At 56.3% G+C, this 26,222-nt stretch carries 28 protein-coding genes; 19 read left to right on the forward strand and 9 right to left on the reverse strand.

Annotated features, from left to right (window positions below; all coding sequences use genetic code 11):
- The first annotated feature begins 59 nt into the window (after positions 1–59).
- Positions 60–530, forward strand: coding sequence for a GNAT family N-acetyltransferase (locus tag AC0TNJ_RS02260; RefSeq protein WP_473770102.1), 471 nt, complete (start codon positions 60–62; stop codon positions 528–530).
- Here the strand turns inward: AC0TNJ_RS02260 and AC0TNJ_RS02265 are convergent.
- From AC0TNJ_RS02265 to hemB, 3 genes are all read right to left on the reverse strand, one after another.
- Positions 527–1,276, reverse strand: a complete 750-nt coding sequence (locus AC0TNJ_RS02265; protein WP_473770103.1) for an arginyltransferase — start codon at positions 1,274–1,276, stop codon at positions 527–529. The genes AC0TNJ_RS02260 and AC0TNJ_RS02265 overlap by 4 nt on opposite strands.
- 240 nt (positions 1,277–1,516) lie before the next feature.
- Positions 1,517–1,987: an RDD family protein gene (locus AC0TNJ_RS02270; protein WP_122003458.1), complete on the reverse strand. Its 471-nt coding sequence runs from the start codon at positions 1,985–1,987 to the stop codon at positions 1,517–1,519.
- A 149-nt stretch (positions 1,988–2,136) separates the two neighbouring features.
- Positions 2,137–3,180: a porphobilinogen synthase gene (gene hemB, locus AC0TNJ_RS02275; protein ID WP_473767273.1), complete on the reverse strand. Its 1,044-nt coding sequence runs from the start codon at positions 3,178–3,180 to the stop codon at positions 2,137–2,139.
- Between the two features lie 161 nt (positions 3,181–3,341).
- Between hemB and AC0TNJ_RS02280 the strand changes: the two genes are divergently transcribed.
- Together AC0TNJ_RS02280 and AC0TNJ_RS02285 are read left to right on the forward strand one after the other, a co-directional pair.
- Positions 3,342–4,391 carry an enoyl-CoA hydratase/isomerase family protein gene (locus AC0TNJ_RS02280; protein WP_473770104.1) on the forward strand — a complete coding sequence of 350 codons (1,050 nt, stop codon included), beginning with the start codon at positions 3,342–3,344 and terminating at the stop codon, positions 4,389–4,391.
- 13 nt (positions 4,392–4,404) lie between these two features.
- Complete coding sequence (locus AC0TNJ_RS02285) at positions 4,405–4,839, forward strand: DUF6163 family protein (protein ID WP_473767271.1); 435 nt, start codon at positions 4,405–4,407, stop codon at positions 4,837–4,839.
- Between the two features lie 3 nt (positions 4,840–4,842).
- On the opposite strand, the gene AC0TNJ_RS02290 is transcribed toward AC0TNJ_RS02285, so the two are convergent.
- Complete coding sequence (locus tag AC0TNJ_RS02290) at positions 4,843–5,334, reverse strand: DUF411 domain-containing protein (protein WP_473770105.1); 492 nt, start codon at positions 5,332–5,334, stop codon at positions 4,843–4,845.
- 348 nt (positions 5,335–5,682) lie between these two features.
- Between AC0TNJ_RS02290 and ldtR the strand changes: the two genes are divergently transcribed.
- From ldtR to AC0TNJ_RS02335, 9 genes are all read left to right on the forward strand, one after another.
- Positions 5,683–6,198 (forward strand): transcriptional regulator LdtR, encoded by a 516-nt coding sequence (gene ldtR, locus AC0TNJ_RS02295; RefSeq protein WP_122003453.1) that lies wholly within the window; start codon positions 5,683–5,685, stop codon positions 6,196–6,198.
- Between the two features lie 289 nt (positions 6,199–6,487).
- Complete coding sequence (locus tag AC0TNJ_RS02300; protein ID WP_473770106.1) at positions 6,488–7,789, forward strand: L,D-transpeptidase family protein; 1,302 nt, start codon at positions 6,488–6,490, stop codon at positions 7,787–7,789.
- A gap of 197 nt (positions 7,790–7,986) precedes the next feature.
- On the forward strand, positions 7,987–9,306 hold the full coding sequence (gene glyA / locus AC0TNJ_RS02305; protein ID WP_122003451.1) for a serine hydroxymethyltransferase: 1,320 nt from the start codon (positions 7,987–7,989) through the stop codon (positions 9,304–9,306).
- A gap of 227 nt (positions 9,307–9,533) precedes the next feature.
- A complete protein-coding gene (gene nrdR, locus AC0TNJ_RS02310) occupies positions 9,534–10,010 on the forward strand; it encodes a transcriptional regulator NrdR (RefSeq protein ID WP_006466485.1) in 477 nt (158 codons plus the stop codon).
- Positions 10,011–10,012: 2 nt separating this feature from the next.
- A complete protein-coding gene (ribD, locus tag AC0TNJ_RS02315) occupies positions 10,013–11,134 on the forward strand; it encodes a bifunctional diaminohydroxyphosphoribosylaminopyrimidine deaminase/5-amino-6-(5-phosphoribosylamino)uracil reductase RibD (RefSeq protein ID WP_473770107.1) in 1,122 nt (373 codons plus the stop codon).
- Positions 11,134–11,742, forward strand: coding sequence for a riboflavin synthase (locus tag AC0TNJ_RS02320; protein WP_473767268.1), 609 nt, complete (start codon positions 11,134–11,136; stop codon positions 11,740–11,742). The genes ribD and AC0TNJ_RS02320 overlap by 1 nt, the downstream gene beginning before the upstream one ends.
- Before the next feature lie 96 nt (positions 11,743–11,838).
- Positions 11,839–12,300 carry a 6,7-dimethyl-8-ribityllumazine synthase gene (locus AC0TNJ_RS02325; protein WP_122003448.1) on the forward strand — a complete coding sequence of 154 codons (462 nt, stop codon included), beginning with the start codon at positions 11,839–11,841 and terminating at the stop codon, positions 12,298–12,300.
- 5 nt (positions 12,301–12,305) lie between these two features.
- Positions 12,306–12,812: a transcription antitermination factor NusB gene (gene nusB / locus AC0TNJ_RS02330; protein ID WP_473767267.1), complete on the forward strand. Its 507-nt coding sequence runs from the start codon at positions 12,306–12,308 to the stop codon at positions 12,810–12,812.
- 449 nt (positions 12,813–13,261) lie between these two features.
- Positions 13,262–15,418 (forward strand): sodium-translocating pyrophosphatase, encoded by a 2,157-nt coding sequence (locus tag AC0TNJ_RS02335; protein WP_122003488.1) that lies wholly within the window; start codon positions 13,262–13,264, stop codon positions 15,416–15,418.
- A gap of 68 nt (positions 15,419–15,486) precedes the next feature.
- Here the strand turns inward: AC0TNJ_RS02335 and AC0TNJ_RS02340 are convergent, their stop codons facing one another.
- On the reverse strand, positions 15,487–16,014 hold the full coding sequence (locus tag AC0TNJ_RS02340) for an outer membrane protein assembly factor BamE (protein WP_122003446.1): 528 nt from the start codon (positions 16,012–16,014) through the stop codon (positions 15,487–15,489).
- A gap of 101 nt (positions 16,015–16,115) precedes the next feature.
- Between AC0TNJ_RS02340 and AC0TNJ_RS02345 the strand changes: the two genes are divergently transcribed.
- The 6 genes from AC0TNJ_RS02345 (at position 16,116) to AC0TNJ_RS02370 (ending at position 20,999) form a co-directional block, all read left to right on the forward strand.
- On the forward strand, positions 16,116–16,664 hold the full coding sequence (locus AC0TNJ_RS02345) for a ubiquinol-cytochrome C chaperone family protein (RefSeq protein ID WP_473770144.1): 549 nt from the start codon (positions 16,116–16,118) through the stop codon (positions 16,662–16,664).
- An 82-nt stretch (positions 16,665–16,746) separates the two neighbouring features.
- Entirely contained in the window at positions 16,747–17,304 is a 558-nt protein-coding gene (locus AC0TNJ_RS02350) for a YceD family protein (RefSeq protein WP_473770108.1), read from the forward strand.
- 116 nt (positions 17,305–17,420) lie between these two features.
- Positions 17,421–18,479, forward strand: coding sequence for a phosphate acyltransferase PlsX (gene plsX / locus AC0TNJ_RS02355; RefSeq protein ID WP_473767264.1), 1,059 nt, complete (start codon positions 17,421–17,423; stop codon positions 18,477–18,479).
- An 81-nt stretch (positions 18,480–18,560) separates the two neighbouring features.
- A complete protein-coding gene (locus AC0TNJ_RS02360; protein ID WP_473767263.1) occupies positions 18,561–19,532 on the forward strand; it encodes a beta-ketoacyl-ACP synthase III in 972 nt (323 codons plus the stop codon).
- Positions 19,533–19,649: 117 nt separating this feature from the next.
- A complete protein-coding gene (locus tag AC0TNJ_RS02365; RefSeq protein WP_006472791.1) occupies positions 19,650–19,973 on the forward strand; it encodes an integration host factor subunit alpha in 324 nt (107 codons plus the stop codon).
- Between the two features lie 486 nt (positions 19,974–20,459).
- On the forward strand, positions 20,460–20,999 hold the full coding sequence (locus AC0TNJ_RS02370) for a MerR family transcriptional regulator (RefSeq protein WP_121982684.1): 540 nt from the start codon (positions 20,460–20,462) through the stop codon (positions 20,997–20,999).
- A 60-nt stretch (positions 21,000–21,059) separates the two neighbouring features.
- Here AC0TNJ_RS02370 and sugE read toward each other — a convergent pair whose 3' ends face one another.
- The gene (gene sugE / locus AC0TNJ_RS02375) at positions 21,060–21,377 is read right to left on the reverse strand and encodes a quaternary ammonium compound efflux SMR transporter SugE (RefSeq protein ID WP_473770109.1); all 318 of its coding nucleotides are present in this window, start codon (positions 21,375–21,377) and stop codon (positions 21,060–21,062) included.
- 135 nt (positions 21,378–21,512) lie between these two features.
- The gene (locus AC0TNJ_RS02380; RefSeq protein WP_473770110.1) at positions 21,513–21,692 is read right to left on the reverse strand and encodes a hypothetical protein; all 180 of its coding nucleotides are present in this window, start codon (positions 21,690–21,692) and stop codon (positions 21,513–21,515) included.
- Positions 21,693–21,899: 207 nt separating this feature from the next.
- On the opposite strand from AC0TNJ_RS02380, the gene AC0TNJ_RS02385 reads away from it, so the two are divergent.
- A complete protein-coding gene (locus AC0TNJ_RS02385) occupies positions 21,900–22,895 on the forward strand; it encodes an MBL fold metallo-hydrolase (protein WP_473770111.1) in 996 nt (331 codons plus the stop codon).
- 14 nt (positions 22,896–22,909) lie between these two features.
- Here AC0TNJ_RS02385 and AC0TNJ_RS02390 read toward each other — a convergent pair whose 3' ends face one another.
- Positions 22,910–23,638 carry an SDR family oxidoreductase gene (locus AC0TNJ_RS02390; protein ID WP_473770112.1) on the reverse strand — a complete coding sequence of 243 codons (729 nt, stop codon included), beginning with the start codon at positions 23,636–23,638 and terminating at the stop codon, positions 22,910–22,912.
- A gap of 106 nt (positions 23,639–23,744) precedes the next feature.
- Positions 23,745–26,198: a putative bifunctional diguanylate cyclase/phosphodiesterase gene (locus AC0TNJ_RS02395; protein WP_473770113.1), complete on the reverse strand. Its 2,454-nt coding sequence runs from the start codon at positions 26,196–26,198 to the stop codon at positions 23,745–23,747.
- Positions 26,199–26,222 lie beyond the last annotated feature (24 nt).

Here is a 26,222-nt window from a genome sequence, read left to right on the forward strand (position 1 = left end):
CTACACCTGATTATTGAATAGCATGGAGTGGATCGCATACCGCGTTCCGGGAGGCTCTCATGCGTATTCGTGCGGCGATACCTGACGATGCCGTCGAGATTTGCAATGTTTTGAGGCGTTCGATTGCCGAGCTTTGCACGGCTGATCACGGGGGGCGCGACGATATTCTGTTGCCGTGGCTCGCCAACAAAACGCCTGAAAACGTGGGGAAGTGGATAGAACAACCGTTTCAAACCTTGCTCGTCGCGGAAATCGACAGCGCCATGGCCGGGGTCGGGCTGGCGACGGACGAGGGAGAAATCCTGCTGAATTATGTTTCCCCGGAATATCGTTTTCGCGGTGTCAGCAAGGCGCTCCTGTCGGAGTTCGAAAAGCATCTTTTGCTGCGGAGCGTGACGGTTGTCCGACTTGTCAGCACGGAAACGGCGCATCGATTTTATGCAGGACAAGGCTATAAGCCAGTAGGCGAACCGCAAATATGGTGGGGGACGACGCTGTCATATCCAATGGAGAAGCAGCTCAGCGTCTAACCCTCAAATCGCTGCCAGCCGCGGGGACCCAGATGTTCCTGCGGGGTGAAGCGGATCTTGTATTGCATCTTGCGTGACCCCTCGACCCAATAGCCGAGATAGACGTGCGGCAAGCCCGCCGCATGTGCCCTCTTGATATGGTCGAGGATCATATAGGTGCCGAGCGACCTGTCATGCAAATGCGGTGAGAAGAACGAATAGACCATCGACAGGCCATCGGCCATCACGTCGGTCAAAGCCACGGCAATAAGCTCGCCATCACCTTTCGGGTCGATGAAACTATCCGGTCCGCGTCGGCGATATTCGATGATCTGCGTGTTGACGTGAGTGTCCTCGACCATCATCGCATAATCGAGCACGGTCATGTCGGACATGCCGCCCGAGCGATGGCGCGCATCGAGATAATCACGGAAAAGCGCATATTGCTCGGTGCTGGGCTGGGCCTTGTGCACACGCCCGATCAGGTCGCTGTTCTGCGCCCAGACGCGACGCATGTTGCGCGTCATTTCGAACTCGCCTGCAAGGATGCGAACGGAAACACAGGCCCTGCACAATTCGCAGGCCGGACGGTAAGCTATGTTCTGGGAACGGCGGAAACCACCCTGGGTCAGAAGATCGTTGATCTCGTTCGCCTTGTCTCCGACCAGATGCGTAAAGACTTTTCGCTCCATCTGGCCTTCAAGATAAGGACAGGGCGACGGAGCTGTCAGAAAGAACTGCGGAGACTGTTGCGGTTGATGGGTCATTCAATATCCACGAAATGGCAATACCGAAACCATCACGATACTGGCTCTAAAGCGGGTCGCATCTAACACACGCATACGACACGCTTTACGCTTTTGTTTTCACGCATGTCTCCCGAAACCGGTTCCCACTTCTGGGAGACATGCTCTAAGGATTGAGCCGACCGCACAAAACGTCAATAGGCATTTTGCGCAGCCGGCTCTGAATTTTTTTGAAGCATCGCCTCAATCGGACAGCGAAGGTCAGCGGTCCGAACGAATGACAGCCGTGCCGAGCAGAAGATCGTGTACTGTGCGCTTGCGGTCGAGAACCAGCGAGGCAAGCAGGATCAGGGGCGTCAGGACAACGTTCAGACCCCAGAACAGGACCGTGTGAACAATTGCGAGCAGGGGATCGACCGTGCCGCCTTCGAGCCTGACGAGCTTGATGTTCATCATCTGCATGCCCTTGGTGGCCTGCTGCGGTCCGCCGAGCGTGCGCGCTACGTAAAACAGCGCCACCATCGGAAACATGATGCCGTAGAGCATCCAGCCGAGGCTGAGCGTGATTATGCCCAGAATTGCGATGACGATTGCTGCGGGGATGCAGAGCAGGAAAACAATCAGGTAATCGATGAGAAAAGCCATAATGCGGCGCGTGCGCACGCCTTCAAAAAATGCGCGGCTTTCATAACGCGGGCCCATGACTTCGCCGTGCAGAATATGGTCGGACATTTTTCCTTCCAGTCGTTTCCAAGGAAGCGTCCGGGGGGATGTGAGAACCGGCGCTGTCCCGCCACCTCGGCGGAACAGTCATCAACATGGGAACCAAAACCGGCGGTTTCAAGGAAATTTGATGATTTCCTGCCGCAAGGGCTTGCCGCTTAACCCTGTTGCTTAAGTTTTTCAGCCACTTCGATTGCGAAGTAGGTGAGAATTCCGTCACAACCAGCGCGCTTGAAGGCGAGCAGGCTTTCCATCATCACCTTTTCCTCGTCGATCCAGCCATTGATGCCAGCGGCCTTGATCATCGCGTATTCGCCCGACACCTGATAGGCATAGGTTGGAAGACGGAACTCGCTCTTGAGGCGATGAATGATGTCGAGATAGGGCAGGCCGGGCTTTACCATCAGCATGTCCGCGCCTTCGGCAATGTCCTGCTCGGCCTCGCGCACGGCTTCTTCCGGATTGGCCGGATCGAGATAATAGGTCTTCTTGTCGCCTTTCAGCAGCCCCTGCGTGCCAATGGCATCGCGATATGGACCGTAAAAAGCGGAAGCGAACTTGGTGGCATAGGACATGATCGGTATGTGGCAGAAGCCATGCTCATCCAGCGCCTGACGCACAGCGCCGACGCGGCCGTCCATCATATCGGAAGGTGCGATGATGTCTGCACCGGCTTCAGCCTGCGAAAGCGCGCCGCGCACGACCATGGCAACCGATTCGTCATTGACGATCTCGCCGTTACGCAGGATGCCGTCATGGCCATGCGTGGTGAAGGGGTCGAGCGCTGCATCGGTGATGATGCCGATTTCCGGCACTTCCTTCTTGATTGCGCGCACGGCACGATTGATCAGATTATCCGGGCTCGCGACGAAAGAGCCGTCCTCGGTCTTCACTTCCAGCTTTTCGCGCGGGAAGGGGGCAATGGCGGGAATGCCCAGCTTCGCGGCTTTTTCGGCCATGCGCACGGCCATGTCGACCGAGTAACGCTCAACGCCGGGCATTGCTTCCACAGGTTCGGCGACGCCGGTGCCATAGGTCAGGAAGAAAGGCAGGATAAGGTCATCGACCGTCAACCGGGTTTCCTGCACAAGCCTGCGCGACCAGTCGGCCTTGCGCATGCGGCGCAGGCGTCGGCTGCCGGTAACGTCATCGACGTGCTGGCTGATATTGGCGGGCAGATATTTGGACTGACGGTCTGTCATGAAGCTATTCCCGAGAATTGATGCCTTGTGCAATTTCAAGGCTGATATCGGATGCGCCCCGTTTATCATGGGAAAAGTGGTGAAACCAAGAACATTGACCTGTGCAGGATTGACGCGGGGCGTCTCACTTTCTACCCATTTACGGGAACGGGAGACACGACATGCAGATTGACTTCGGCGGTGGCAGCGAAATCAGCTTTGAACGCAAGGGAAAAGCGGGGCTAGTAAAGCTTACGCGAACCGAAGCCCTCAATGCGCTCACGCATAAAATGATTCTGGCGCTCGACCGCGCATTGCAGGCTTGGGAAGACGACCCTGAAGTTGCATGCGTCATTCTCGAAGGCGAGGGGCGGGCATTCTGTGCGGGCGGCGATGTGGTTGCAGCCTACAAAGCAGGTCAGGCCGGAACGCCAGCCTATGAATTCTTCCGCGACGAATATCGGCTCAATGCACGCATTGGCCGTTATTCAAAACCTTATATCTCGCTGATCAACGGCATTGTCATGGGCGGTGGCGCTGGCATCTCCGTTCACGGTTCACATCGCATCGTGACGGAAAACACGATGTTTGCCATGCCGGAAACCGGCATAGGTTTCTTCCCCGATGTAGGCGGCAGCGCTTTCCTGCCGCATCTGCATGATAATTTCGGGTATTATCTGGCGCTGACCGGCAACCGCATCCGCTGGGGCGACTGCTTGCAAAGCGGAATCGCCACCCATGCGGTCGCCGCAAGCGATCTGCATGATTTGCGCGAAGACATCATTGCAACCGCTGACGTTGAAGCCGCTTTGACGCGCAGCCAGTATCCCGATTTTGAAACCTCCGTCGAAACGCGCCAGATCATTGCGGAGTGTTTTTCCGGTGCAACGCTTGCCGAGTGCATGGCCGTGCTGGAAAAGGAAGCCGAAGCAGGCAGCAAGGCCGCAATGGACATCGTGAGGGTGATCGCCACGCGCTCGCCGACCAGCGTCGCTGTCACTTTCCGTCAGATTACCGATGGACGGGCACTCGATCTCGATGATTGCATGCGCATGGAATACCGCATCGCCAACCGTATGCTGGAAGGGCGCGATTTCTACGAGGGCGTTCGTGCATTGCTTATCGACAAGGATGGCGCGCCGACATGGAAGCCTGCAACGCTTGAGGACGTGAAGCCCGAACAGGTCAATGCCTATTTTGCAAATCTGGGCGACAGGGAACTGACCTTGTGATGAGGAACTGCTGATGCATATGAACGAACTGCGCCAGCATATCCAGCCGAGCGGAACCGAATGGGCCTTCACATGGTTCGTCCGGATACTTGCGCTCGTGGCGCTGGCCAGCGGTGTGTTCTACTGGGTCAGGCTGATCGGCATTCACCCCGGACTTCTGTGGCGGTTCGATCTGATGCCATGGACCTGGCAGACAGCCGTCGTCGCTCTGGCCGTCCTGATGCCCGTCGCGGCAACGGGATTGTGGATGCGTGCGCCCTGGGGACCTGTACTCTGGTTCGTGGCAGCGCTCGGCGAAATCGCCATCTATTCCGTTTTTTCACGGCATTTCGAATACAAGCCGCTGACGGTCGGGTTCAATGCGGCATGCATTGCCATTTTTATCGCATTTCGCATTCTGCTCTTCTTCGAGAAGAAACGGCAGGCCCGCGCGAGCCTGCCGATATAGATTTTATAGCGGCTGCGTTCCTTCGTAGCGGGCGAAGGGCCTCGTCAACTGCCCTTTGAAAAGCAGAACGTCATAGGTATCGGCTTTGCTGCCCGGCATTTCCATGCCCGGTGAGCCCATGGGCATTCCGGGTGCGGTCAGTCCCGTTGCCTGCGGACGTTCAGCCAGCAGTCGCTTGACGGCGCCCGCCGGAACATGCCCCTCGATGACATATCCGTCGACGACCGCCGTGTGACATGATGCAAGATTGGCGGCGACGCCATGCTTTGCCTTCACAGTGTCCATCGCTTCCTCAACCTTGACCGTCACATCGAAGCCCGCGGCTTTCATATGTTCCGCCCAGCCGTCACAGCACCCGCAGTAAGGGTCTTTATACATTGTCACCTGGGTCATTTGCGGAGCGGCAGTAATCGGTTGCGCGTGGGCGAAACTCGTGAAGCCGGTAAAGCTTAACAGTCCGCCGACCACAAAATATTGTGCAAGACGAAGCGCCATGGTCCCTCCAATGGAATATTGATAGCCCGTAACTAGCTGCTATCCACACAGTTCTCAAATGACGAAAGTTTAATGTTGCGCGGCTTTCCAAGGCCCGGAAAACCGGCATTTTCGCGCCTGAACAGGACTGACCTGTCGGCTCTCTCAATTGGCGCGGAGTAAGCAAACATTAAGCCTGAATGCTCAATCTCGCCGGTAAGTTACTGTTAAGGCTGACTTTTAAGTCGAATTTTATGCATCTCCCCTAAATTGCTCTCAAGACGGTGAGAAACAATACACCGCATAAAACAGGACAGAGAGCTGCATCATGGTTTCATGGAATGCGGCTCCGACAGAGAGGCAAAAGAAATGATCAACGCACAGCGCAAGACGGACATATCCGCTCCGCTTACGACACCGGAAACCGCACTTCGTTCGCTTTATCTGGAAGCCCTCCAGCTGGTCGAGCGCCTGCATCGCCGCCTGCTCGATGTCGTCAAGGACGAGTTCGACCGCAACGGCCAGAGCGACATCAATGCGACGCAGGCGCTTCTGCTTTTCAACATCGGCAATTCGGAACTGACCGCCGGCGAACTGCGCTCACGCGGTTACTACCTCGGCTCCAACGTTTCATACAATCTGAAGAAGCTGGTCGAAATGGGCTTCATCCATCATCAGCGCTCACGCGTTGACCGCCGTTCGGTGCGCGTCAGCCTTACCGACAAGGGCAATGAGATCGCCAATCAGGTGGCCGCTCTCTATGAACGCCATATTTCGTCGATCGAGCAGGTCGGCGGCATACAGGTTGATGAATTCATGGCGATGAATAAGTCGCTACAGCGTCTCGACCGCTTCTGGAACGACAGCATTGCTTATCGGCTCTGAATATTGCAGGGTCTCTGCTAACTGACGGGTTGCTTTGTTGCAGAACTGTCACAACAAGCCGCCATTGAGAAGAATAAGGCGCTATGAAGCTCCCAATCGTAAGGCGCATGGCTTGAAATTCCGGCCATGCGACATGATTAAGCCATAAAAACCGACATAAGCGTTTTAAAAATGGCACGGGCAATATTGTGCCAGCGTCGGAAACAGGCCCGATATCGCCTTGATGGCCTGTTGCTGATAATCTCCGGGAATATCCCGCGCGAGCGGTTAGCCTTTTGGGACTAAGCAAATGACCAAGACCGACAGACCAGCCGATGCTTTCAGAGTAGATCGCCGCAGTTTTCTGCGCGGTGCAGCGACAGCCGGCCTTTCCGTGGCAGCCTCCGCCATGGTTTCCTCGGCTTATGCCCAGCAAGCTCTGACGGATGTTATCGCTGCGCCGCGTCGCGGCAACTGGGATGATCAGTTCGACGCCCGTGCGACGGGCGGTCAGCGGGTCGCGACCAACCAGCCGGTTTTGAGCCCGCAGACGGTCGGCAATTTGCAAACAGCCATTGCGCAATATACCGACATTGCCGGTCGCGGCGGCTGGCCAAGCGTGCCGGGCAATGCAAAGCTCCAGATCGGGGTCACCGATCCTGCCGTGCAGGCGCTGCGCAAGCGCCTCATGATTTCCGGCGACTTGCCGCAGGAAGCCGGGCTTTCCAGTTCGTTCGACACTTATGTCGATGCCGCCGTGAAGCGGTTCCAGTCGCGTCATGGCCTCCCGGCTGATGGCGTCATGGGGCAGTTCACCTATGCGGCCATGAATGTGGACGCCAATACGCGCCTCGGCCAGCTCCAGACAAATCTCCAGCGCCTTTCGCCTCTGGCCAATCAGGGCATGCAGGAACAGCGTTTCGTGATGGTCAACATCCCGGCTGCGCGCATCGAGGCAGTTGAAGGCGGCAGCGTCGTGCAGCGCCATACGGCGGTTGTCGGCAAGATCGACCGCCAGACGCCGATCCTCAATTCGAAGATCCATGAAGTCATTCTCAATCCTTACTGGACTGCGCCGAAGTCGATCATCCAGAAGGATATCATTCCGCTGATGCGGAAGGACCCGCAATATCTGACGAAGAACAAGATTCGTCTTTACGACCAATCCGGTCAGGAGGTCGCGCCTGAAACCGTGGACTGGAACACGGATGATGCAGTGAAGCTGATGTTCCGTCAGGACCCTGGCAAGATTAACGCCATGTCCTCGACCAAGATCAACTTCCACAACCAGCATCAGGTATATATGCACGACACGCCGCAGAAGAGCTATTTCAACAAGCTCATGCGCTTTGACTCTTCCGGCTGTGTCCGCGTTCAGAATGTTCGCGATCTTGACGTCTGGCTGCTGAAGAATACGGCGGGCTGGGACCGCCAGACCATCGAAAGCACGATCAAGTCCGGTACGAACACGCCGATCCAGCTTGCCGATCCGGTTCCGCTGCACTTTGTCTACATTTCCGCATGGTCCACTGGCGACGGTGTGGTGCAGTTCCGCGACGATATCTACAAGATGGACGGTGCAACGGCCCTCGCGCTCGGCACGGACACCTGATTCTGGCCGGAAATAGAAGTTTTGGAAGCCGCCTGGACGCTTTTCAGGCGGCTTTTTCATTTCCGCTCAATTATCAAATCGGTTTGCCGCATTTTGGAATAAGCTTTTCGCTTTGCGGCCATTGGCCTTGTGCGCTCAAGTGTGATAATGCGCCTCATCCATATAGCTTTTACCGGCTAACCCGGAGGGTGTGAAACATGTCTCAAGCCAACGCCGCCGCCAAGAACGCGTCTTCCGACGTTTTCTTCAATGCAAGCCTCGAGGACATCGATTCCGAGATTTTCGGTGCAATTCGCAACGAACTCGGTCGTCAGCGTCATGAAATCGAGCTGATCGCCTCGGAAAACATCGTTTCGCGCGCTGTTCTGGAAGCACAGGGTTCCATCCTCACCAACAAATATGCCGAAGGCTATCCTGGCAAGCGCTATTACGGCGGCTGCCAATATGTCGACGTCGTGGAAGAACTGGCCATTGAACGCGCCAAGAAGCTTTTCGGCGCCGAGTTCGCCAACGTTCAACCGAATTCCGGCAGCCAGATGAACCAGGCCGTGTTCCTCGCGCTGCTGCAGCCGGGCGACACCTTCATGGGTCTCGACCTCAATTCGGGTGGCCACCTGACGCATGGTTCGCCGGTCAACATGTCCGGCAAATGGTTCAATGTCGTTTCCTATGGCGTTCGCAAGGACGACCACCTGCTCGACATGGACGAAGTTGCCCGCCTCGCGCGTGAAAACAAGCCGAAGCTGATCCTCGCAGGCGGCACGGCGTATTCGCGTATCTGGGACTGGAAGCGCTTCCGCGAGATCGCCGACGAAGTCGGTGCCTATCTCATGGTCGATATGGCGCATATCGCCGGTCTGGTTGCCGGTGGCGTCCATCCTTCGCCGGTCCCGCATGCGCATGTCTGCACCACGACGACGCACAAGTCGCTTCGCGGCCCGCGTGGCGGCATGATCCTCACCAACGATGCCGACATTGCCAAGAAGATCAATTCGGCTGTCTTCCCCGGCCTTCAGGGCGGCCCGCTGATGCACGTCATCGCTGGCAAGGCAGTCGCCTTTGCCGAAGCGTTGAAGCCGGAATTCAAGCTCTATGCCAAGAACGTCGTCGACAATGCACGCGCTCTGGCTGAGGAACTGAAGTCTCACGGTCTCGACATCGTTTCGGGCGGCACCGACAACCACCTGATGCTGGTTGATCTGCGTCCGAAGAACGCGACCGGCAAGCGCGCGGAAGCGGCTCTCGGCCGCGCAAACATCACCTGCAACAAGAACGGCATTCCGTTCGACCCTGAAAAGCCGTTTGTCACGTCCGGCGTCCGTCTTGGCACGCCTGCCGGAACGACGCGCGGTTTCGGCGTTACTGAATTCAAGGAAATCGGTTCGCTGATCGCCGAAGTTCTCGACGGCCTCAAGGTTGCCAATTCCGACGAGGGCAATGCCGCCGTCGAACAGGCCGTGAAGGAAAAGGTCATCGCCCTGACCGACCGTTTCCCGATGTACGGCTATCAGGGATAAGCCGGTTTACATGATCGAGATAAAACCCCGTTCGACTCTGTTGAGCGGGGTTTTTTCATTCTCGCATCCGGTAGGTGGATTGCCACTAATCGGCTATGATCGACAGGAATCGGCTACCAAGGGTGCGCTCTTGAGTTTTTATGGGGAGTGTCCCCACATAAGAGCGGTCATGCCAGTGTTGAAGTTGCCAGTATTGAAGCTGCCGATATTGAGATTGAAAGAGTTCCATGCGTTGTCCCTATTGCCAGTCTGAAGATACGCAAGTGAAGGATTCCCGCCCGGCGGAAGACGGTGCTGTCATCCGCAGGCGCCGTGTCTGCTCGGTTTGCGGCGGTCGTTTCACGACGTTCGAGCGCGTGCAGCTGCGCGACCTGATGGTCGTGAAGAAAAGCGGGCGTCGCGTGCCCTTCGACCGCGACAAGCTCACGCGCTCCATCGAGGTGGCGCTGCGCAAGCGCGATGTCGATAATGACCGTGTTGAACGCGCCATTTCGGGCATTGTTCGCCAACTGGAAAGTTCAGGCGAAGCGGAGGTCACGTCCGACGAAATCGGGCGGCTGGCGATGGACGCGCTGAAAGGCATCGACGATATCGCCTATATCCGCTTTGCGTCGGTCTATCGCAATTTCAGCAAGGCTGTCGATTTCCACAACGTCATCGACGAGCTGACGGTTCCTGAAACCGAGGACGATCTGGACGCTTGAGCATGAGTGGCAGCAGGTTTCCGCATTCGAATGCGACTCCGGATGATGTTCGCTTCATGGAAGCGACGATCCGTTATGCGCGGCGCCACAAGGGACTGACAGGGACCAATCCGTCCGTCGGCACGATCATTGTCAAGGATGGCGTCATCGTCGGGCGCGGCGTGACCGCGCTGGGCGGCAGGCCCCATGCGGAGCCGCAGGCGCTGGCGGATGCGGGAGATGCCGCGCGTGGCGCGACGGCTTATGTGACGCTGGAGCCATGTGCCCATCACGGCCGCACGCCGCCCTGTGCCGAAACGCTGGTGCGGGCAGGGGTGGCGCGTGTGGTCGTTGCCGCGACCGATCCGGATGAGCGTGTCAGTGGAAAGGGCTTTGCCATCCTGCGCCAAGCCGGGATCGAGGTCGTTCCGGGCGTTCTCGCCGATCAGGCCGCTGATGATCTGGCCGGCTATCTCAGTCGATCTTCCAGGAAACGTCCGGAAGTGATTCTGAAACTTGCTCTTTCTGCTGATGGCATGATTGGCAGGCGGGGCGAAGGACAGGTGGCGATAACGGGACCGATTGCGCGTGCGCAGTCACATATTCTGCGTGCCCAGACCGATATCATCCTGATCGGCATCGAAACCGCGCTCGCCGATGATCCGGTGTTGAACTGCCGCCTGCCGGGGCTGGAGCAGCGTTCGCCGGTTCGCGTGGTACTCGACGGCGGATTGCGCCTGCCGCTTTCATCAAGACTTGTGCAGACCGCTGATGCCCAGCCTTTGTGGATTGCTTGCGGGGAGGAGGCATCGCCGGAGCGGCGTTATGAGTTGACGGCTGCCGGTTGTCGCATTCTCGCGACCGAAGCCGACGATTGCCGCATCGCCTTGCCCGAGCTGATGGACGATCTTGCCGCGCAGGGTATTTCCTCGGTTCTGGTTGAAGGCGGAGCAGGCGTTGCGAAGAGTTTTCTGGACGAGGGGCTGGTGGATCGGCTTGCCATTTTCCGTTCGTCCGTTGAAATCGGCCTGGAACATGGGGTTGCCGTGGACGGCCTCGAAACCCATATCGCAGACGAATTCAAAATTCTGAGGCAGGCTCGCTATGGTGACGATGCCTATGCGGAATATGTAAGGAAGATTTGATGTTTACAGGCATTATCACAGATATAGGCAAGGTTGACCGGATCAAGCCGCTGAATGAAGGTGTCCTTCTGCGTATTGAAACCGCATATGATCCTGAAACAATCGAGCTTGGCGCATCGATTGCCTGCTCCGGCGTCTGCCTGACGGTCGTTGCCTTGCCCGAAAAGGGAACCAATGCCCGCTGGTTCGAGGTTGAGGCGTGGGAAGAGGCGCTGCGCCTGACGACGATCTCCAATTGGCAGAGCGGACGGAACATCAATCTTGAGCGCTCGCTGAAACTCGGCGATGAAATGGGCGGTCACCTCGTTTCCGGCCATGTCGACGGACAGGCTGAAATCATTGAGCGAAAGGATGAGGGCGACGCCGTGCGCTTCACCCTGCGCGCGCCGGAAGAACTGGCGCCGTTTATTGCCCAGAAGGGCTCGGTTGCGCTCGACGGCACCTCGCTGACGGTCAATGGCGTCAATGGAAATGAGTTCGATGTGCTCCTGATCCGCCATTCGCTGGAAGTCACGACCTGGGGCGAGCGAAAAGCGGGCGACAAGGTAAATATTGAGATCGACCAGCTGGCACGTTACGCAGCAAGGCTTGCGCAATATCAGAAATAGGCTTACAGCCTAAATTCCCAGGCTGTAAAAGCATATCCCGATTTTGAGCGTTGACCGCAATCGTTGCGGTCCGCAAAATTTGTCATGGAGTCTCTCATGTCCAAGCACGAGGCGCATGCGCCGCATTTGCTTATTGTCGAAGCGCGTTTCTACGATGATCTCGCCGACGCGCTTCTGGATGGCGCAAAGGCAGCCTTGGATGAGGCGGGCGCGACTTACGATGTCGTCACCGTGCCCGGTGCTCTCGAAATTCCGGCGACGATTTCCTTTGCGCTTGATGGTGAGGAAAATGGCGGCACGGAATATGATGGCTATGTCGCGCTTGGCACCGTTATCCGTGGCGAAACCTATCATTTCGACATTGTGTCCAATGAATCCTGCCGCGCGCTCACCGACCTTTCGGTCGAGGAAAGCATCGCCATCGGCAACGGCATCCTGACGGTCGAAAACGAAGAGCAGGCATGGGTTCGCGCCCGCCGCGAAGACAAGGACAAGGGCGGTTTTGCTGCCCGCGCCGCGCTGACCATGATCGATCTGCGCAAGAAGTTCGGAGTCTGATCATTATGAATTCTTCTACCGAAGGACGCCCGACCCCCAATCTGCCGCGCACGGCCAACAAGCGCGGCGTTGCCCGTCTCGCTGCGGTCCAGGCGCTCTATCAGATGGATGTTGCCGGTACGGGCGTTCTGGAAGTGGTGGCCGAATACGAGGCTTTCCGTCTCGGCAAGGAAGTCGACGGCACGCAATATCTCGATGCCGACCCGCAATGGTTCCGCGCCATCGTGTCGGGTGTGGTCGAGGATCAGCTGAAACTCGATCCGATGATCCATCAGGCGCTGACGGAAGACTGGCCGCTGTCGCGTCTCGATTCGACGCTGCGCGCCATTCTGCGCGCTGGCGCATGGGAATTGCAGACGCGCAAGGATGTGCCGACGGCTGTGATCGTGTCGGAATATGTCGATATTGCCAAGGCGTTCTATACCGAGGATGAACCGAAGCTGGTCAATGCAGTGCTGGACCGCCTGGCATTTGTCATTCGTGGCGAGAGCCGTGGCGTGAAGCCGCGCTGACGCATCATCCCCGCAATTGAATTGAAAGAAGGGCTGTGAGAAATCGCGGCCCTTCTTTCATTGTACGCTGGCAAAGAACGACTTGACGTTTGTTAAACCGTTTCGCATGTTGGTTGCGCGGCATTGAGAATGCTGAAATGCAGGGAATCGCGCCAATTGATTGATTCCAAGGCGTAAGTTCCCCAATCAATATACCGTTGAAGCCCGGTATCTCTTATTCGGCTTCAGGCACTTCCATGCCGCTCAGTCGGGTCCGGGGAGGGGTTTTCGGGCCTATCCTGCGCATGCGCCTGCTGGCAATCGCGGTTTGCGGTCTGACGGCAGCCAGCGCGAACTATGGGGCGCGTTTCGGTCTATCTGGAAACGGACCGGCGCTCCAATTGGGTGGCCGCGCATTTTCCCGAACCGTTTCTCACTTTTCGGAATGCGCTCAATGGGAGTTGGCCTTTATGCAAATGGGAGTGGCAGTCTTAGTTCTCGTCATTGCCTGCGGTGTGCTTTCCGTTCTTTTCGCCATATGGGCGATCCGTTCGGTTCTCGCAGCCGATCAGGGGACGCAGCGCATGCAGGAAATTGCTGAAGCCATCCGCGAGGGTGCCTCAGCCTATCTCACAAGACAATATTCAACGATTGCGATCGTTGGCGTCGTGGTTTTTCTGGCAGCCTGGTATTTGCTGTCGATCAGCGCCGCGATTGGCTTCCTGATCGGCGCGGTCCTGTCGGGCGTTACGGGTTTCATCGGAATGCATGTGTCGGTCCGTGCCAATGTGCGCACCGCGCAGGCGGCATCGCTCAGCCTCGCCGGAGGGCTTGAGCTCGCCTTCAAGTCCGGGGCCATTACCGGCCTTCTGGTCGCCGGGCTGGCACTTCTCGGCGTCTCGGTCTACTACTTCATTCTCACCGTCTGGCTTGGCTATTCGCCCTCTGACCGCACAGTTATCGACGCGCTGGTGTCGCTCGGTTTCGGCGCTTCGCTGATCTCGATCTTTGCTCGTCTTGGCGGCGGTATCTTTACCAAGGGTGCTGACGTTGGCGGCGATCTTGTCGGCAAGGTGGAAGCCGGTATCCCCGAGGATGATCCGCGCAACCCTGCGACCATTGCGGATAATGTCGGCGACAATGTCGGCGATTGCGCGGGCATGGCCGCGGACCTGTTTGAGACCTACGCGGTGACGGTCGTTGCCACCATGGTTCTTGGCGCGATTTTCTTCAATGGATCGGACGTTCTTTCGAGCGTCATGCTCTATCCGCTGATGATCTGCGGCGCCTGCGTGATTACCTCGATTATCGGCACGTTCTTCGTCAAGCTCAGCGTGGACGGCTCCATCATGGGCGCGCTCTACAAGGGTCTGATCGCAACAGGCCTGCTTTCCATTGTCGGCCTTGCCGTGGCTAACACGCTGACGATTGGCTGGGGCGAGATCGGAACTGTTGCCGGCAAAAGCATCACCGGCACCAATCTCTTCATCTGCGGATTGATCGGTCTCATTGTTACCGGCCTGATCGTGGTGATCACGGAATATTATACCGGCACCAACAAACGCCCGGTCAATTCCATTGCGCAAGCTTCGGTGACGGGGCATGGCACCAATGTCATTCAGGGGCTGGCTGTTTCTCTGGAATCGACCGCGCTTCCGGCCATCGTGATTGTCGGCGGCATTATCTCGACCTACCAGCTTGCGGGCCTGTTCGGGACCGCTATCGCGGTCACCGCCATGCTCGGCATTGCCGGTATGATCGTCGCGCTCGATGCCTTCGGTCCAGTGACCGATAATGCGGGCGGTATCGCGGAAATGGCCGGTCTCGACCCGGAAGTCCGCAAGGCCACCGATGCGCTCGATGCGGTCGGCAACACCACCAAGGCCGTCACCAAGGGCTATGCCATCGGTTCGGCCGGTCTCGGCGCGCTGGTGCTGTTTGCGGCCTATTCCAACGATCTGGCCTATTTTGCCGCCAACGGGCAGACCTATCCCTATTTCGCGGATATGGGGCCGGTCTCCTTCGATCTCTCCAACCCTTATGTGGTTGCGGGGCTGATCTTCGGTGGACTGATCCCCTATCTGTTCGGTGGCATGGCCATGACGGCCGTGGGTCGGGCAGGCGGCGCGGTGGTGCAGGAAGTGCGCCGCCAGTTCCGCGAAAAGCCGGGAATCATGACTGGCAAAGAGCGTCCGGACTATGCCCGGGCTGTCGATCTTTTGACCAAAGCGGCCATCCGGGAGATGATTATCCCGTCGCTTCTGCCTGTGTTGGCGCCGATTGTCGTCTATTTCGGCGTGCTGCTCATTTCAGGCTCGAAAGCTGCGGCCTTTGCAGCGCTTGGCGCATCGCTTCTCGGCGTCATCATCAACGGGCTGTTCGTGGCGATTTCCATGACGTCCGGCGGCGGTGCCTGGGACAATGCCAAGAAGAGCTTCGAGGACGGGTTTACCGATGCCGATGGCGTGAAACACCTGAAAGGGTCGGAAGCGCACAAGGCATCGGTGACCGGCGATACGGTGGGCGATCCCTACAAGGATACGGCAGGTCCGGCGGTCAATCCGGCCATCAAGATCACCAACATCGTGGCTCTTCTACTGCTGGCCGTGCTGGCGCATATGACGTGATGTAACCAGCCCTATAAAGGAAAACCCGCCGTAAAGGCGGGTTTTCTGTTCGTATATATCCGTTTGGATCAGTTGTTGGGGCCACCTGAAGCACCCGGCAGCGATGTCGGGGCCTTGGAAACACCCTGAATGATCTGACCGAGGAATGTCTGGTCCTTGCCGCCGGTCGGCGTGGTGCGCGACACGAAATCGAACAGCTTGCCGTCTTTCAGGCCGTAATTGGCGATATGTTCAATCTTGCCATCCTTGTCGAAATAAATGGCGAGGATCCGGCGCTCGATGATTTTCGGCTTCATGAACTGCGCGGCGCGATAACGCTTCTGCGAAATGTAGTAGAACACTTCGTTGTCGAAGGTCGCGGTGGTGGACGGCGTACCCAGCGCCAGAAGCACCTGTTCGCGGCTGGAGCCGACCGGAACCGAATCAAGCGCGTTCTGATCGAGCACGTAACCTTCCGTCAGCGTTTCGGACGGATTGAGCGTGGATGCGGTGTTGCACCCGGCAAGAGCGACTGCGACGAGAATTGCCGTGCCTGCAAGAAGGGCACGCTGCTTGCGTACGCCAGAGGATGCATTTGGAAAAATTCGCTGCAACAAAGACCTCTCCATACATTCTAAATCAGCGCGGCACTTTCGCCGTCGGGAGAACTTCGGTAAACCACCTTGCTTATTTATGCAACTGGAACGGTCGTACGGACATGATTCTCCAACTATTCCGCCGCAAATCGAAAGCAAACGAGGCTATTGTGCTTCGCGTTTACGAGGTGATCGTGGCGGCGGCGCGGCAAAAACGGTTTTATGCACAATTTCAGGTGCCGGATACCCCGCTTGGCCGCTATGAAATGCTGTCCCTGCATATTTTTCTCGCGCTTCATCGCATGAGGGGGGAAAACAAGGCGCTTGCCGACCTGGCGCAGGAAATTGCGGACGAGTTTTTCAAGGACGTCGACCATTCGCTGCGCGAACTCGGCATAGGCGATCAGGGCGTGCCGAAACGCATGAAGAAGCTTGCGCGCATGTTTTATGGTCGCGTGGCGGCCTATGGCGAGGCGCTGGATGCAAATGACGCGGACGCGCTGGCAGCGGCGCTAACGCGAAATATCCGGCCAGACCTCGAATTCTGGCCGCATGCCCACCATTTAAGTGAATATGTTCTTGAGTGCCGCGACGGCTTGCAAAAAATTGCGGACGACGCTTTGGCGGCGGGCGACATTTCCTATATGGATGCAGATAAGAGCGCATCCTGAAAAGTGTGAAGCGGTTTTCGGGACAAGATGCGCGTCAAAGATGGCCTTGCGCCAACGAACAATGCTGAAAAGGCCAATGAGAATGACTGATAAACCGGCGCTTACCTATCCTGTTCCGGTTCTTCACCTGCCGCAAAAGGGCGTAACGGTGAAAATAGGCACGGATGAGAAAGAGCGCGCAGCGCTCGCGGCAGATCATGGACTTGAGGCCGTGAATGCTTTTGCCGCAGAATTTCTGATTACGCCCTGGAAAAAGGACGGTATCCGGGTGCGCGGTCGCATCGATGCGGAAATCGTTCAGTCCTGCGTCGTGACGCTGGAGCCGCTGACCAACAGCATCGCCGAAGAAGTCGACACGATCTTCGTGCCGGAAAATTCGCGGCTTGCGCGGATACAGCTTGATGAAAGCGGCGAAATGCTGCTCGATGCGGAAGGGGCTGACAGTCCGGAAGTTTTTGTCGGCGACAAGATTGATGTGGGTGCGATTGCAGAAGAGTTCTTCGATCTCGCCATCGATCCTTATCCGCGCAAGCCCGGACTGCCGGAAGACAGCGAGCCGAAGGTTTTTGGAGATAGTGAGGGAGACGAGAAGCCTGTTTCGCCATTCGCCAAGCTTTCGGAATGGCAAAAGAAGCCGTAATTCGCAGTGGTTTGATAGAATTTGGTTGTGCGGAAACGCAAAAACACTATTTTCGCCGAAAACCTGTCTGCTGCAAGGGCAGGGCAGGGACAGGGATCGCACAGGAATAATCAAGAGTGATCAAAATATCGATTGACGCTATGGGCGGTGATTTTGGCCCTGAAGTGGTCATCCCCGGCGCAGCGAAGGCGCTTGAGCGTCATCCTGACATTCGCTTCATATTTTTCGGTCTCCCCGCGCAGGTGGAGCCGGTGCTGGCCCGCTTTCCAAAATTGAAGGCCGCGTCCGAGTTCCGCGCGAGCGAGGTTGCCATCAGCATGGATGACAAGCCGAGCCAGGCGCTGCGCGCCGGTCGGGGCAAGTCGTCCATGTGGCAGGCCATCGAGGCTGTAAAGACCGGCGACGCGCAGGCGTGTATCTCCGCCGGCAATACCGGTGCGTTGATGGCCATGTCCAAATTCTGCCTGCGCATGATGTCGGACGTGGAGCGTCCGGCGATTGCGGGCATCTGGCCGACGCTGCGCGGCGAAAGCATTGTGCTCGACATTGGCGCCACGATTGGCGCCGATGCACGCCAGCTTGTCGATTATGCCGTTATGGGTGCCGGTATGGCGCGTGCCTTGTTCGAGGTGCGCAAGCCGACCGTCGGGCTCCTGAATGTCGGCACGGAAGAGGTAAAGGGTCTCGACGAGATCAAGGAAGCTGGCCAGATCTTGCGCGACACGCCGCTGGAAGGGCTGGAATATGCCGGTTTTGTTGAAGGCAACGATATCGGCAAGGGCAGGGTGGATGTGGTCGTGACCGAAGGGTTCACCGGCAATATCGCGCTCAAGACCGCCGAAGGCACCGCGCGCCAGATGGCGTCCCTGCTGCGTCAGGCCATGAGCCGCACGCTGCTTGCCAAGATCGGCTATGTTTTCGCCAAGGGCGCGTTTGATCGCCTGCGCGAAAAGATGGACCCGAACAAGGTCAATGGCGGCGTGTTTCTGGGCTTGAGCGGCATCGTCATCAAGAGTCACGGCGGCGCGAACGCTGAGGGCTTCTGTTCGGCGGTGGAAGTCGGCTATGACATGGTGAGAAACCGCCTTCTGGAAAAGATCGAGGCCGACCTGGCGCATTTCCACCACAGTCATCCGCATGTTTCGTCCGGTGAGGGCGGGGAAGCGGCGAAATAACATTTGCCCATTTACAGGGCCAGAATTCTCGACCGTTCAGGCGGAAATGCTTCGGTCGCTTTTGAGGACAGGAAATAAGAGATGATAAGATCTGTCGTGCGGGGTATCGGTTCGGCATTGCCGAAGCGGGTCATGAAGAATACCGATTTCGAAGGTATTATCGAAACCTCGGACGAGTGGATCGTGCAGCGCACCGGCATCCGCGAACGTCATATCGCGGGCGATGATGAAACCACGGTTTCGCTTGGCACGGCGGCGGCGCGCGCAGCAATCGAAAATGCCGGTTTGCAGCCGACCGATATCGATCTCGTTCTTCTGGCCACCTCCACACCCAACCACACCTTCCCGGCAAGTGCTGTCGAGATCCAGCGGGAGCTTGGAATCACGAGCGGTTTTGCGTTCGATATGCAAGCCGTTTGCAGCGGCTTCATCTATGCCATCACGACAGCGGACCTCTATATCCGCGGCGGCATGGCGAAGCGGGTTCTGGTCATCGGCGCGGAAACGTTTTCGCGTATCCTCGACTGGAGCGACCGCACGACCTGTGTTCTGTTCGGCGATGGCGCTGGCGCGCTGGTTCTGGAAGCTGCCGAAGGCAACGGGCTGACTTCCGATCGCGGCGTTCTTGCTGCCAATCTGCGTTCGGACGGCAATCACAAGGAAAAACTTTTTGTGGATGGCGGTCCGTCTACGACCCAGACTGTCGGCCACCTACGCATGGAAGGCCGTGAAGTCTTCAAGCACGCAGTCGGCATGATTACAGACGTTATCGAGGCTTCCTTCGCGGAAACCGGCCTTACTGCCGAGGATATCGATTGGTTCGTCCCACACCAGGCCAACAAGCGCATTATCGACGCTTCGGCCAAGAAACTGAATATCGCCGACAACAAGGTGGTCATCACCGTGGACCGCCACGGCAATACCTCGGCGGCATCAGTTCCGCTGGCTCTGGCGACCGCTGTTGCCGACGGTCGCATCAAGAAGGGTGACCTCGTGCTGCTGGAGGCAATGGGCGGCGGATTCACCTGGGGCGCGGTCCTGTTGCGCTGGTAAGTGCAAATTTGATCTGCCGCGAGAGAACTCGCGGCTTGACCGTTGCGCTTTTATTTGTGTAACGTCCTGTCACGTAAGGATATTATCTGTTCAAACGCTAACCAGGCAGGTTTGGTCATGGGAGGTAAGACGGTCACGCGAGCTGATCTGGCAGAGGCTGTCTATCGTAAGGTAGGCCTTTCCAGAACGGAGTCGGCGGCTTTGGTCGAGATGATCCTCGATGAAGTCTGTGACGCTATCGTCAACGGCGAAACCGTGAAATTGTCGTCTTTCGCGACATTTCAGGTTCGCGACAAGAACGAGCGCATTGGCCGCAATCCGAAAACAGGCGAGGAGGTTCCAATTCTTCCCCGCCGTGTGATGACTTTCAAGGCTTCGAACGTTCTCAAGCAGCGTATCTTGCAGGAACACCAGAAGCGCGAAGCCAAAAGCCAGAAATAATTCCTGAAATGCTGTCCAAAGGGCAGCATTTTTGTTTTTGCGCCATCACCTCAAGTCGACATACGTTCCTTCCGTGCCTGCCCCAGGGGCAAGTGTGGGGGGCGGTTTGTGCTTGGCGCAGGATGCCGTTGCCTGGCTTTATATGCCGAGGCGCAGGCTGCATTGCTTTCCGTTTTGCGTGAAGGGATGCTTATAAAGCTCTGATATTATATAATGGATTTTACGGAGCGAATCGCTCTGCTAATATTGCAATTCTGAAAAGCGGCAAGTTTTTCAGAACGAGTTTGCGTTGAGCACCGTCCGGTTTTGAATGACGTTGAGTTGTGCCTTTTTGCATGCTGGAGATTGTTAACTCCCGTCCTTTAAAATCCGATGCTGAAACGGCTTTGGTGTAGCAAGCGCGTTTGCGTTGGCGAGTTGAACTATCTGGATCGGCGAGGTTGCGCCGTAATGGCGAAACCCGAACCTCTGGAAAGGGCAAGTGGAATGGACAAGAGCCCTGATGCATTCAGGACGATCAGCGAAGTAGCGGAGGATCTGGATCTTCCGCAGCACGTGCTGCGTTTCTGGGAAACACGCTTTACCCAGATCAAGCCCATGAAGCGTGGCGGCGGCCGTCGATATTATCGACCGCTCGATGTGGAGTTGCTGAAGGGCATTCGCCACCTGCTCTACGATCAGGGCTATACCATCAAGGGTGTGCAGCGTCTTCTGCGCGAAAACAATGCGCAGTTCATCATCGCGCTCGGCAATGGCGACGTTCAGGCCATTGAGGCGATCACCCGCCAGAAGCAGGCCGCTGCTGACAAGCGCGCTGCGGAAGAGGCGGCGGATAATGAAATGGCTCTGCCGAGCGGCATCAAGGCACCGCAACCGGCGCGCAAGCTTTTCGGCCTGTTGAAGGGCGAGGAAGACGGTCCCATCGGAGCCGACGGAAAGCGGCCATCGAAGGACAACCGCTCGCTCCTCCAGGAAGCCCTGTTCGACCTACTGGAATGCAAGCGCCTTCTTGATCAGGTGCGCTGAACGACTGCGGACCATGTGAGGGAGGCTTTCGCCTCCCTTTGCTTTTGCAGGCGGACGGGATCAGCTGGATGAGAGTTTCAATCCGATGATGCCGGCGAGGATCAGTGTCACACTCGCGACCCGGAAGAAGGTCGCAGCCTCGCCAAGAATGAAGATACCCACCACAAACGCACCCACTGCACCGATGCCTGTCCAGATCGCATAGGCGGTTCCAAGCGGCAGGCTGCGCATGGCGATCGATAGCAGAATAAAGCTGCCGATCATCGTTACAATGGTGATCGCGCTTGGCATCAGAAGAGAAAAGCCTTCCGACTTTTTCATGAAATAAGCCCAGACGACTTCCAGAATCCCGGCCAGTACCAGAAAAATCCATGCCATTTTAATGTTCCATCTTGAGGGTTCTGACGGGGCGTCCCGCCGTTGTTTGAAGAAGCGGGAAGGCCGTCCGTCCCGCAGAGACATGATGCACGCAACGGAAGCAGTGCACCCGTGATGCGTGCGGATTGGGCGAAGCTAGAGCGGTTCCTGTTTTAACGGAATCGCCGGAACTTCTCTAACTATTGGTTTTGTCGAATTTTTCCGGCGCAAAACCGTTTCACGCTTTTGCTCGAAACGCTCTAACCGGCTGCTTGCCGATTTCATCTGTTCAACGATGAGCTGGATTGCGTATTGTTCGATCATCAGCCCTGCCATAGGACCCACTCCTATGGGGCCGTCCCCGATGCGAACACAGGCGCGGGTCGTCCCGCGCAGCCTCGTAGATAATGATTCTCGGGCGGTGAGGCAAGAGCGTCGTCAATTTGGCCGCCAACAGAAACTTGATCACGTATCCCATGTATCAGGGAGCTTTTTCGCGTATTCTGACGTTCTTAACCACAGATTATGCCGGGAGATCGATCGATGACCATCTCAAGACGTAATTTCATTGTTACAGCATCTGCTGCCGGGGCCGGACTGGCCTTGTCGCCGCTGGAGCTTGCCAGGGCAGCAGCCGAAACAGGCGGTTCCAAAGTGCAGAATCCTTCACAGGTAGAAAATCCGGGCTTTCATCGTTTTCAGTTCGGTGAATTCGAGATCACCACGCTTTCCGATGGGCGCAGGGCTGGCGAAGCGCCCGAAAAGACATATGCAATCGATCAGGACCCGAAAGCAGTCGCGGCGCTGTTGGAGGAAAATCTTCTGCCAGCCGACCGTTTCGTCAACAGTTTCACGCCGGTGCTTGTCAACACGGGCAAGGAACTCGTCCTGTTCGACACCGGCAAGGGGGCGGGTGCCCGCGAGGCGGGATTGGGCAGGCTCACCAGTGCGCTTGAAGCATCGGGCTACAAGGCTGATGATGTGTCTCTGGTGGTGCTGAGCCATTTCCACCCTGACCATATCGGCGGCTTGATGGAAGACGGCAAGCCAGCCTTCGCCAATGCGCGCTACGCCACCGGACAGAAGGAATTCGATTTCTGGACTGATCCCGCCCGACTCGACAGCCCGGCAAAGACCGTTGCCGAAATGGTGGCCAGGAACGTCAAGCCACTGGCCGGGAAGATGACGTTTCTGGGCGATGACAGCGAGGTCGTATCCGGCATTCATTCCGTGGCGGCCTATGGCCACACGCCGGGTCATCTGGCGTTCCGCGTCGAAACGGGTGGTAAGTCGCTCATGCTTATATCCGACACGGCAAACCATTTCGTCATCACATTGCAGCGGCCCGAATGGCATGTTTCCTTCGACATTGACAAGGAAGCCGCCGTCCAGACCCGCAAGCGCATGTTCGACATGATCGCAACCGACCGGTTGCCGTTCATCGGCTATCATATGCCGTTTCCGGCGCTGGCCTATCTCAAGCGGGAAGGCGAGGGCTATCGCTATATTGCGGAAACCTATCAGCTGCGCGAGAAATAGAAGCGGAGGGCGACTTACCGCCCACCGGCAACATCAATGAAGGTGCCGGTTACATAGGCGGGGGCGTCGTTGAGCAGCCAGAAAATGGCTTCCGCGACTTCCTCTGACTTTCCGGCCCGCCCTACCGGCGTAGCGGCGCCCAGTCGCGCCGCGCGATCCGGATTGCCGCCACTGGCATGAATGTCAGTATCGATCAGGCCGGGGCGGACTGCATTGACGCGAATGCCCTTCGCCGCCAGTTCCTTCGACAGGCCGATGGTGAGCGTATCGAGCGCACCTTTCGCTCCGGCATAATCCACATACTCAAAGGGTGAACCAAGGCGTGACGCCATGGAGGAAACGATGACGATGGCGCTGCCCGGCTGCAAGCGTCGCGCCGCTTCGCGGGCACATAGATAGGTGCCGTAAACATTCACGTCGAACATGGTTTTCAGGCGCTCGGCACTCATTTCCGCAAGCGGCATAGTCTGGGCCACGATACCGGCATTCAGGATTACGCCTTTCAACGGGCCAAGCTCAGCTTCTGCCCTGTCGAACATGGCAATCACGTCCTGCTCGACGGATATGTCGCCCTGAATAGCCAGTGCTTTCGCCCCGAGCTTCGCTGCTTCAGCCACTGTTTGCTGAGCAGCCTGTTCGTTCCCTGAATAACTCAGAGCCACAGACCAACCTTGTGCGGCGCTGCGCAAAGCGGTCGCCCGGCCTATGCCGCGACTTCCGCCAGTAACAAGGACGTTCCTCATGCTCTCCTCCACGCAGTTCATGGCGGAGCTAATCCGATTTGCATATTCCATGCAAAGGAAAATCATATGCAGTCGTCAGACCGTGGCGCCCAGTTCCGTTGTGAAACTACTTCTGTGGAACTTCTATGGACGATTTCGAATGTTGCGCGAGCAACTTTTCAATCTCCAATCGCGATACAGGCGGTGAGAGTAAGCATCCCTGAATAAGATCACAGTTCATTGTGGTGAGGCATTCGAGCTGTTCGTTGTTTTCAACGCCCTCGACGATAATTTTGTAGGACATTGCTTTCGCCAGCTGAACGATGCCTTCAAACAATTTGCGCTGCCTGTCGTCATCTACGATATTGCAGACAAAGCTTCGGTCGATTTTAACGCAATCACAGGGTATGTTCTTTAAATAAGATAACGCTGAGTAACCAGTGCCGAAGTCGTCGATGGCGATCCTGATTCCATCCTCGCGGATTTCAGAGAGACGACGAATATTTTCATTGTCCTGATCGATCAGAATGGACTCGGTCAATTCCAGTTCGAGAAACTGAGCGGGGAATTTTGTGGTCTCCAGTGTGGAGCGCAAAAAGGACGTAAAGTGGCCCGACACGAGTTGTTTGGCAGACAGATTTACCGAGAGTGTTATGGGCTTGAATCCCTTGTCCAGCCACTCTCGTCCGTCTGCGCATGTTTTCTGAAGCACATAATCGCCGAGACTGACAATTAATCCGGTTGATTCCGCAATCGGAATAAACTCACCGGGTGATATGGGACCCAACTCGATATCGGTCCAGCGCGCCAACGCCTCCGCCCCTTTTAGCTCAAGCGTTCGAGCATCGAACTGTGGCTGATAATAGACTTCAATGGCCCCGTTTTCGATGGCCTTCCTTAATTTGATGCTGAGCGCGGCCTTGCGCTGGCTTCGGATGGTGAGTTGTTCCGAGTAGATGCAAAAGCTGCCTTGGCGAGTATTCTTTGCGTCGTGCAGGGCAGCATCAGCTTCCTCGATGGACGCGGATTTTTGCGAGCCAAACTTAAAACTCACGCCCGCCGTGCATGACATATGCAGGTTCAGGGTACTGGTTACCGGTATGGTTTGGCGAACTATCGCCTGAATAGCCTCTATCGTATTCGTTGCTGAAGTCGCGTCGTTGCAGAGATGCAGAATAGCGAATTTGTCGCCACCTATTCGACAGACCAGATCGTAAGGGCCGATAGTTTTATTGCGCTCGCCCTCAAGCCTGCTCCCGATTGTACGAAGAACATGGTCGCCAGTTTCGTATCCGTAGGAGTGATTAATGTCCTTGAACGCATCAAGATCAATTATGACCAATGCATAGTGTTCTTGTTCGATGTCACGGAGGGATTCTGCCAAGAAGCGACGATTGGGGAGGCCCGTCAGTCGATCATACAGCGCGAGATGGCGAAGTTGTTCGCGCGTTTCTTTCTGCTCCGTTATATCGGTCAGTGAATATACATATGCGCCAATGTCTTCGCCTTTCTCCCGGATTGGCGTGATGGAGAGGATGCCTGTTCGCTCTGCGGCTTTGCCAAAAGACACTTCGTTGCGCCATTGGGTTTCTTGCAGGGTTGGAATTTCCAGCGGAGCGCCGTTATTTCGGAATGCTGTCCGTACATTCCAAAAATTGTTTCTGCCGGCTTCCACCATTTTGTGGAAGGCAGCGTTGGCTTGATGAATGACACCCCTCGCGTCGACGATCGCGAGGCCTTCGGATGCATTTCTGAAGATTGTGTCTCCACGTTGTATATCCCGATCTTTCTCTTTCATTTCCAGTAAAAGGTCGGTGCTGCTGATCGTTAGAAGGCGCCATTGCAGCGTGTCGGCTCGTAGATAATTTCTGAATGCCGTGCGTTGCCATGCCATGAATATGGCCAGCGATATGCTGAATGCAGCAGCCACGATTATCTTCCCGGCAAGCCCTCCAAAAGTAAGCGAAATGATGCCCTTGCTGGAACCGCTTGCAATGATTTCAAATATCGCTCCATCCAGTACAAGCACGGCAACAAAAGCGCATATATAAATAAGCCCGTTAACGAGCTCATCGGCAATGTGTTTTTTGGAGAACTCGAATATCAAGAATAGAATAAGAAGTTCGATTAAAATCATGAATCCACCAATGATGATAAGGTGGGTGGAAACTTCAAATAAATGAAAAGAAACGTGGTGCGGGTTTATAATTCCGATCGTTTGCAGGATTGAACTTGTGAGGAAAGAAAATACAACGTTGAATAAGTTTACGAGGATAACCAAGCGCGCCAGATGCTTTAGAATAAAGGAATCATTTTCAATCCAGACGAACATTACGGCAGTAGCCATAAATGCTCCATAGCAGAGGTTGCCTCCAGAAATGATTATTCCGTCAGCAATCTTCATTGTATAAATATTCCCCATGAAACCTCCGATGAGGAGGAGGAGCGACAGGAAAATATAAAAATGAACTTGTCGTACGGGAGAAATCAGCCGAGTGAAGTAGAGTGGAAACGCTGTTAACGCTGTGATCTGCGCTAGTAATAGAAAATACAATGAGAGAGATTGCGGCCAGCTTGCCATGATTATACGCCAAAGCACCCAGAA

This window comes from Ochrobactrum sp. PL_is483 (assembly GCF_055816855.1).

Coding starts and splice junctions, on each gene's coding strand:
- AC0TNJ_RS02260 (WP_473770102.1), top strand. CDS start 60: ATGCGTATTCGTGCGGCGATACCTGACGATGCCGTCGAGATTTGCAAT.
- AC0TNJ_RS02265 (WP_473770103.1), bottom strand. CDS start 1,276: ATGACCCATCAACCGCAACAGTCTCCGCAGTTCTTTCTGACAGCTCCG.
- AC0TNJ_RS02270 (WP_122003458.1), bottom strand. CDS start 1,987: ATGTCCGACCATATTCTGCACGGCGAAGTCATGGGCCCGCGTTATGAA.
- hemB (WP_473767273.1), bottom strand. CDS start 3,180: ATGACAGACCGTCAGTCCAAATATCTGCCCGCCAATATCAGCCAGCAC.
- AC0TNJ_RS02280 (WP_473770104.1), top strand. CDS start 3,342: ATGCAGATTGACTTCGGCGGTGGCAGCGAAATCAGCTTTGAACGCAAG.
- AC0TNJ_RS02285 (WP_473767271.1), top strand. CDS start 4,405: ATGCATATGAACGAACTGCGCCAGCATATCCAGCCGAGCGGAACCGAA.
- AC0TNJ_RS02290 (WP_473770105.1), bottom strand. CDS start 5,334: ATGGCGCTTCGTCTTGCACAATATTTTGTGGTCGGCGGACTGTTAAGC.
- ldtR (WP_122003453.1), top strand. CDS start 5,683: ATGATCAACGCACAGCGCAAGACGGACATATCCGCTCCGCTTACGACA.
- AC0TNJ_RS02300 (WP_473770106.1), top strand. CDS start 6,488: ATGACCAAGACCGACAGACCAGCCGATGCTTTCAGAGTAGATCGCCGC.
- glyA (WP_122003451.1), top strand. CDS start 7,987: ATGTCTCAAGCCAACGCCGCCGCCAAGAACGCGTCTTCCGACGTTTTC.
- nrdR (WP_006466485.1), top strand. CDS start 9,534: ATGCGTTGTCCCTATTGCCAGTCTGAAGATACGCAAGTGAAGGATTCC.
- ribD (WP_473770107.1), top strand. CDS start 10,013: ATGAGTGGCAGCAGGTTTCCGCATTCGAATGCGACTCCGGATGATGTT.
- AC0TNJ_RS02320 (WP_473767268.1), top strand. CDS start 11,134: ATGTTTACAGGCATTATCACAGATATAGGCAAGGTTGACCGGATCAAG.
- AC0TNJ_RS02325 (WP_122003448.1), top strand. CDS start 11,839: ATGTCCAAGCACGAGGCGCATGCGCCGCATTTGCTTATTGTCGAAGCG.
- nusB (WP_473767267.1), top strand. CDS start 12,306: ATGAATTCTTCTACCGAAGGACGCCCGACCCCCAATCTGCCGCGCACG.
- AC0TNJ_RS02335 (WP_122003488.1), top strand. CDS start 13,262: ATGCAAATGGGAGTGGCAGTCTTAGTTCTCGTCATTGCCTGCGGTGTG.
- AC0TNJ_RS02345 (WP_473770144.1), top strand. CDS start 16,116: ATGATTCTCCAACTATTCCGCCGCAAATCGAAAGCAAACGAGGCTATT.
- AC0TNJ_RS02350 (WP_473770108.1), top strand. CDS start 16,747: ATGACTGATAAACCGGCGCTTACCTATCCTGTTCCGGTTCTTCACCTG.
- AC0TNJ_RS02360 (WP_473767263.1), top strand. CDS start 18,561: ATGATAAGATCTGTCGTGCGGGGTATCGGTTCGGCATTGCCGAAGCGG.
- AC0TNJ_RS02365 (WP_006472791.1), top strand. CDS start 19,650: ATGGGAGGTAAGACGGTCACGCGAGCTGATCTGGCAGAGGCTGTCTAT.
- AC0TNJ_RS02370 (WP_121982684.1), top strand. CDS start 20,460: ATGGACAAGAGCCCTGATGCATTCAGGACGATCAGCGAAGTAGCGGAG.
- sugE (WP_473770109.1), bottom strand. CDS start 21,377: ATGGCATGGATTTTTCTGGTACTGGCCGGGATTCTGGAAGTCGTCTGG.
- AC0TNJ_RS02380 (WP_473770110.1), bottom strand. CDS start 21,692: ATGGCAGGGCTGATGATCGAACAATACGCAATCCAGCTCATCGTTGAA.
- AC0TNJ_RS02385 (WP_473770111.1), top strand. CDS start 21,900: ATGACCATCTCAAGACGTAATTTCATTGTTACAGCATCTGCTGCCGGG.
- AC0TNJ_RS02390 (WP_473770112.1), bottom strand. CDS start 23,638: ATGAGGAACGTCCTTGTTACTGGCGGAAGTCGCGGCATAGGCCGGGCG.
- AC0TNJ_RS02395 (WP_473770113.1), bottom strand. CDS start 26,198: ATGGCAAGCTGGCCGCAATCTCTCTCATTGTATTTTCTATTACTAGCG.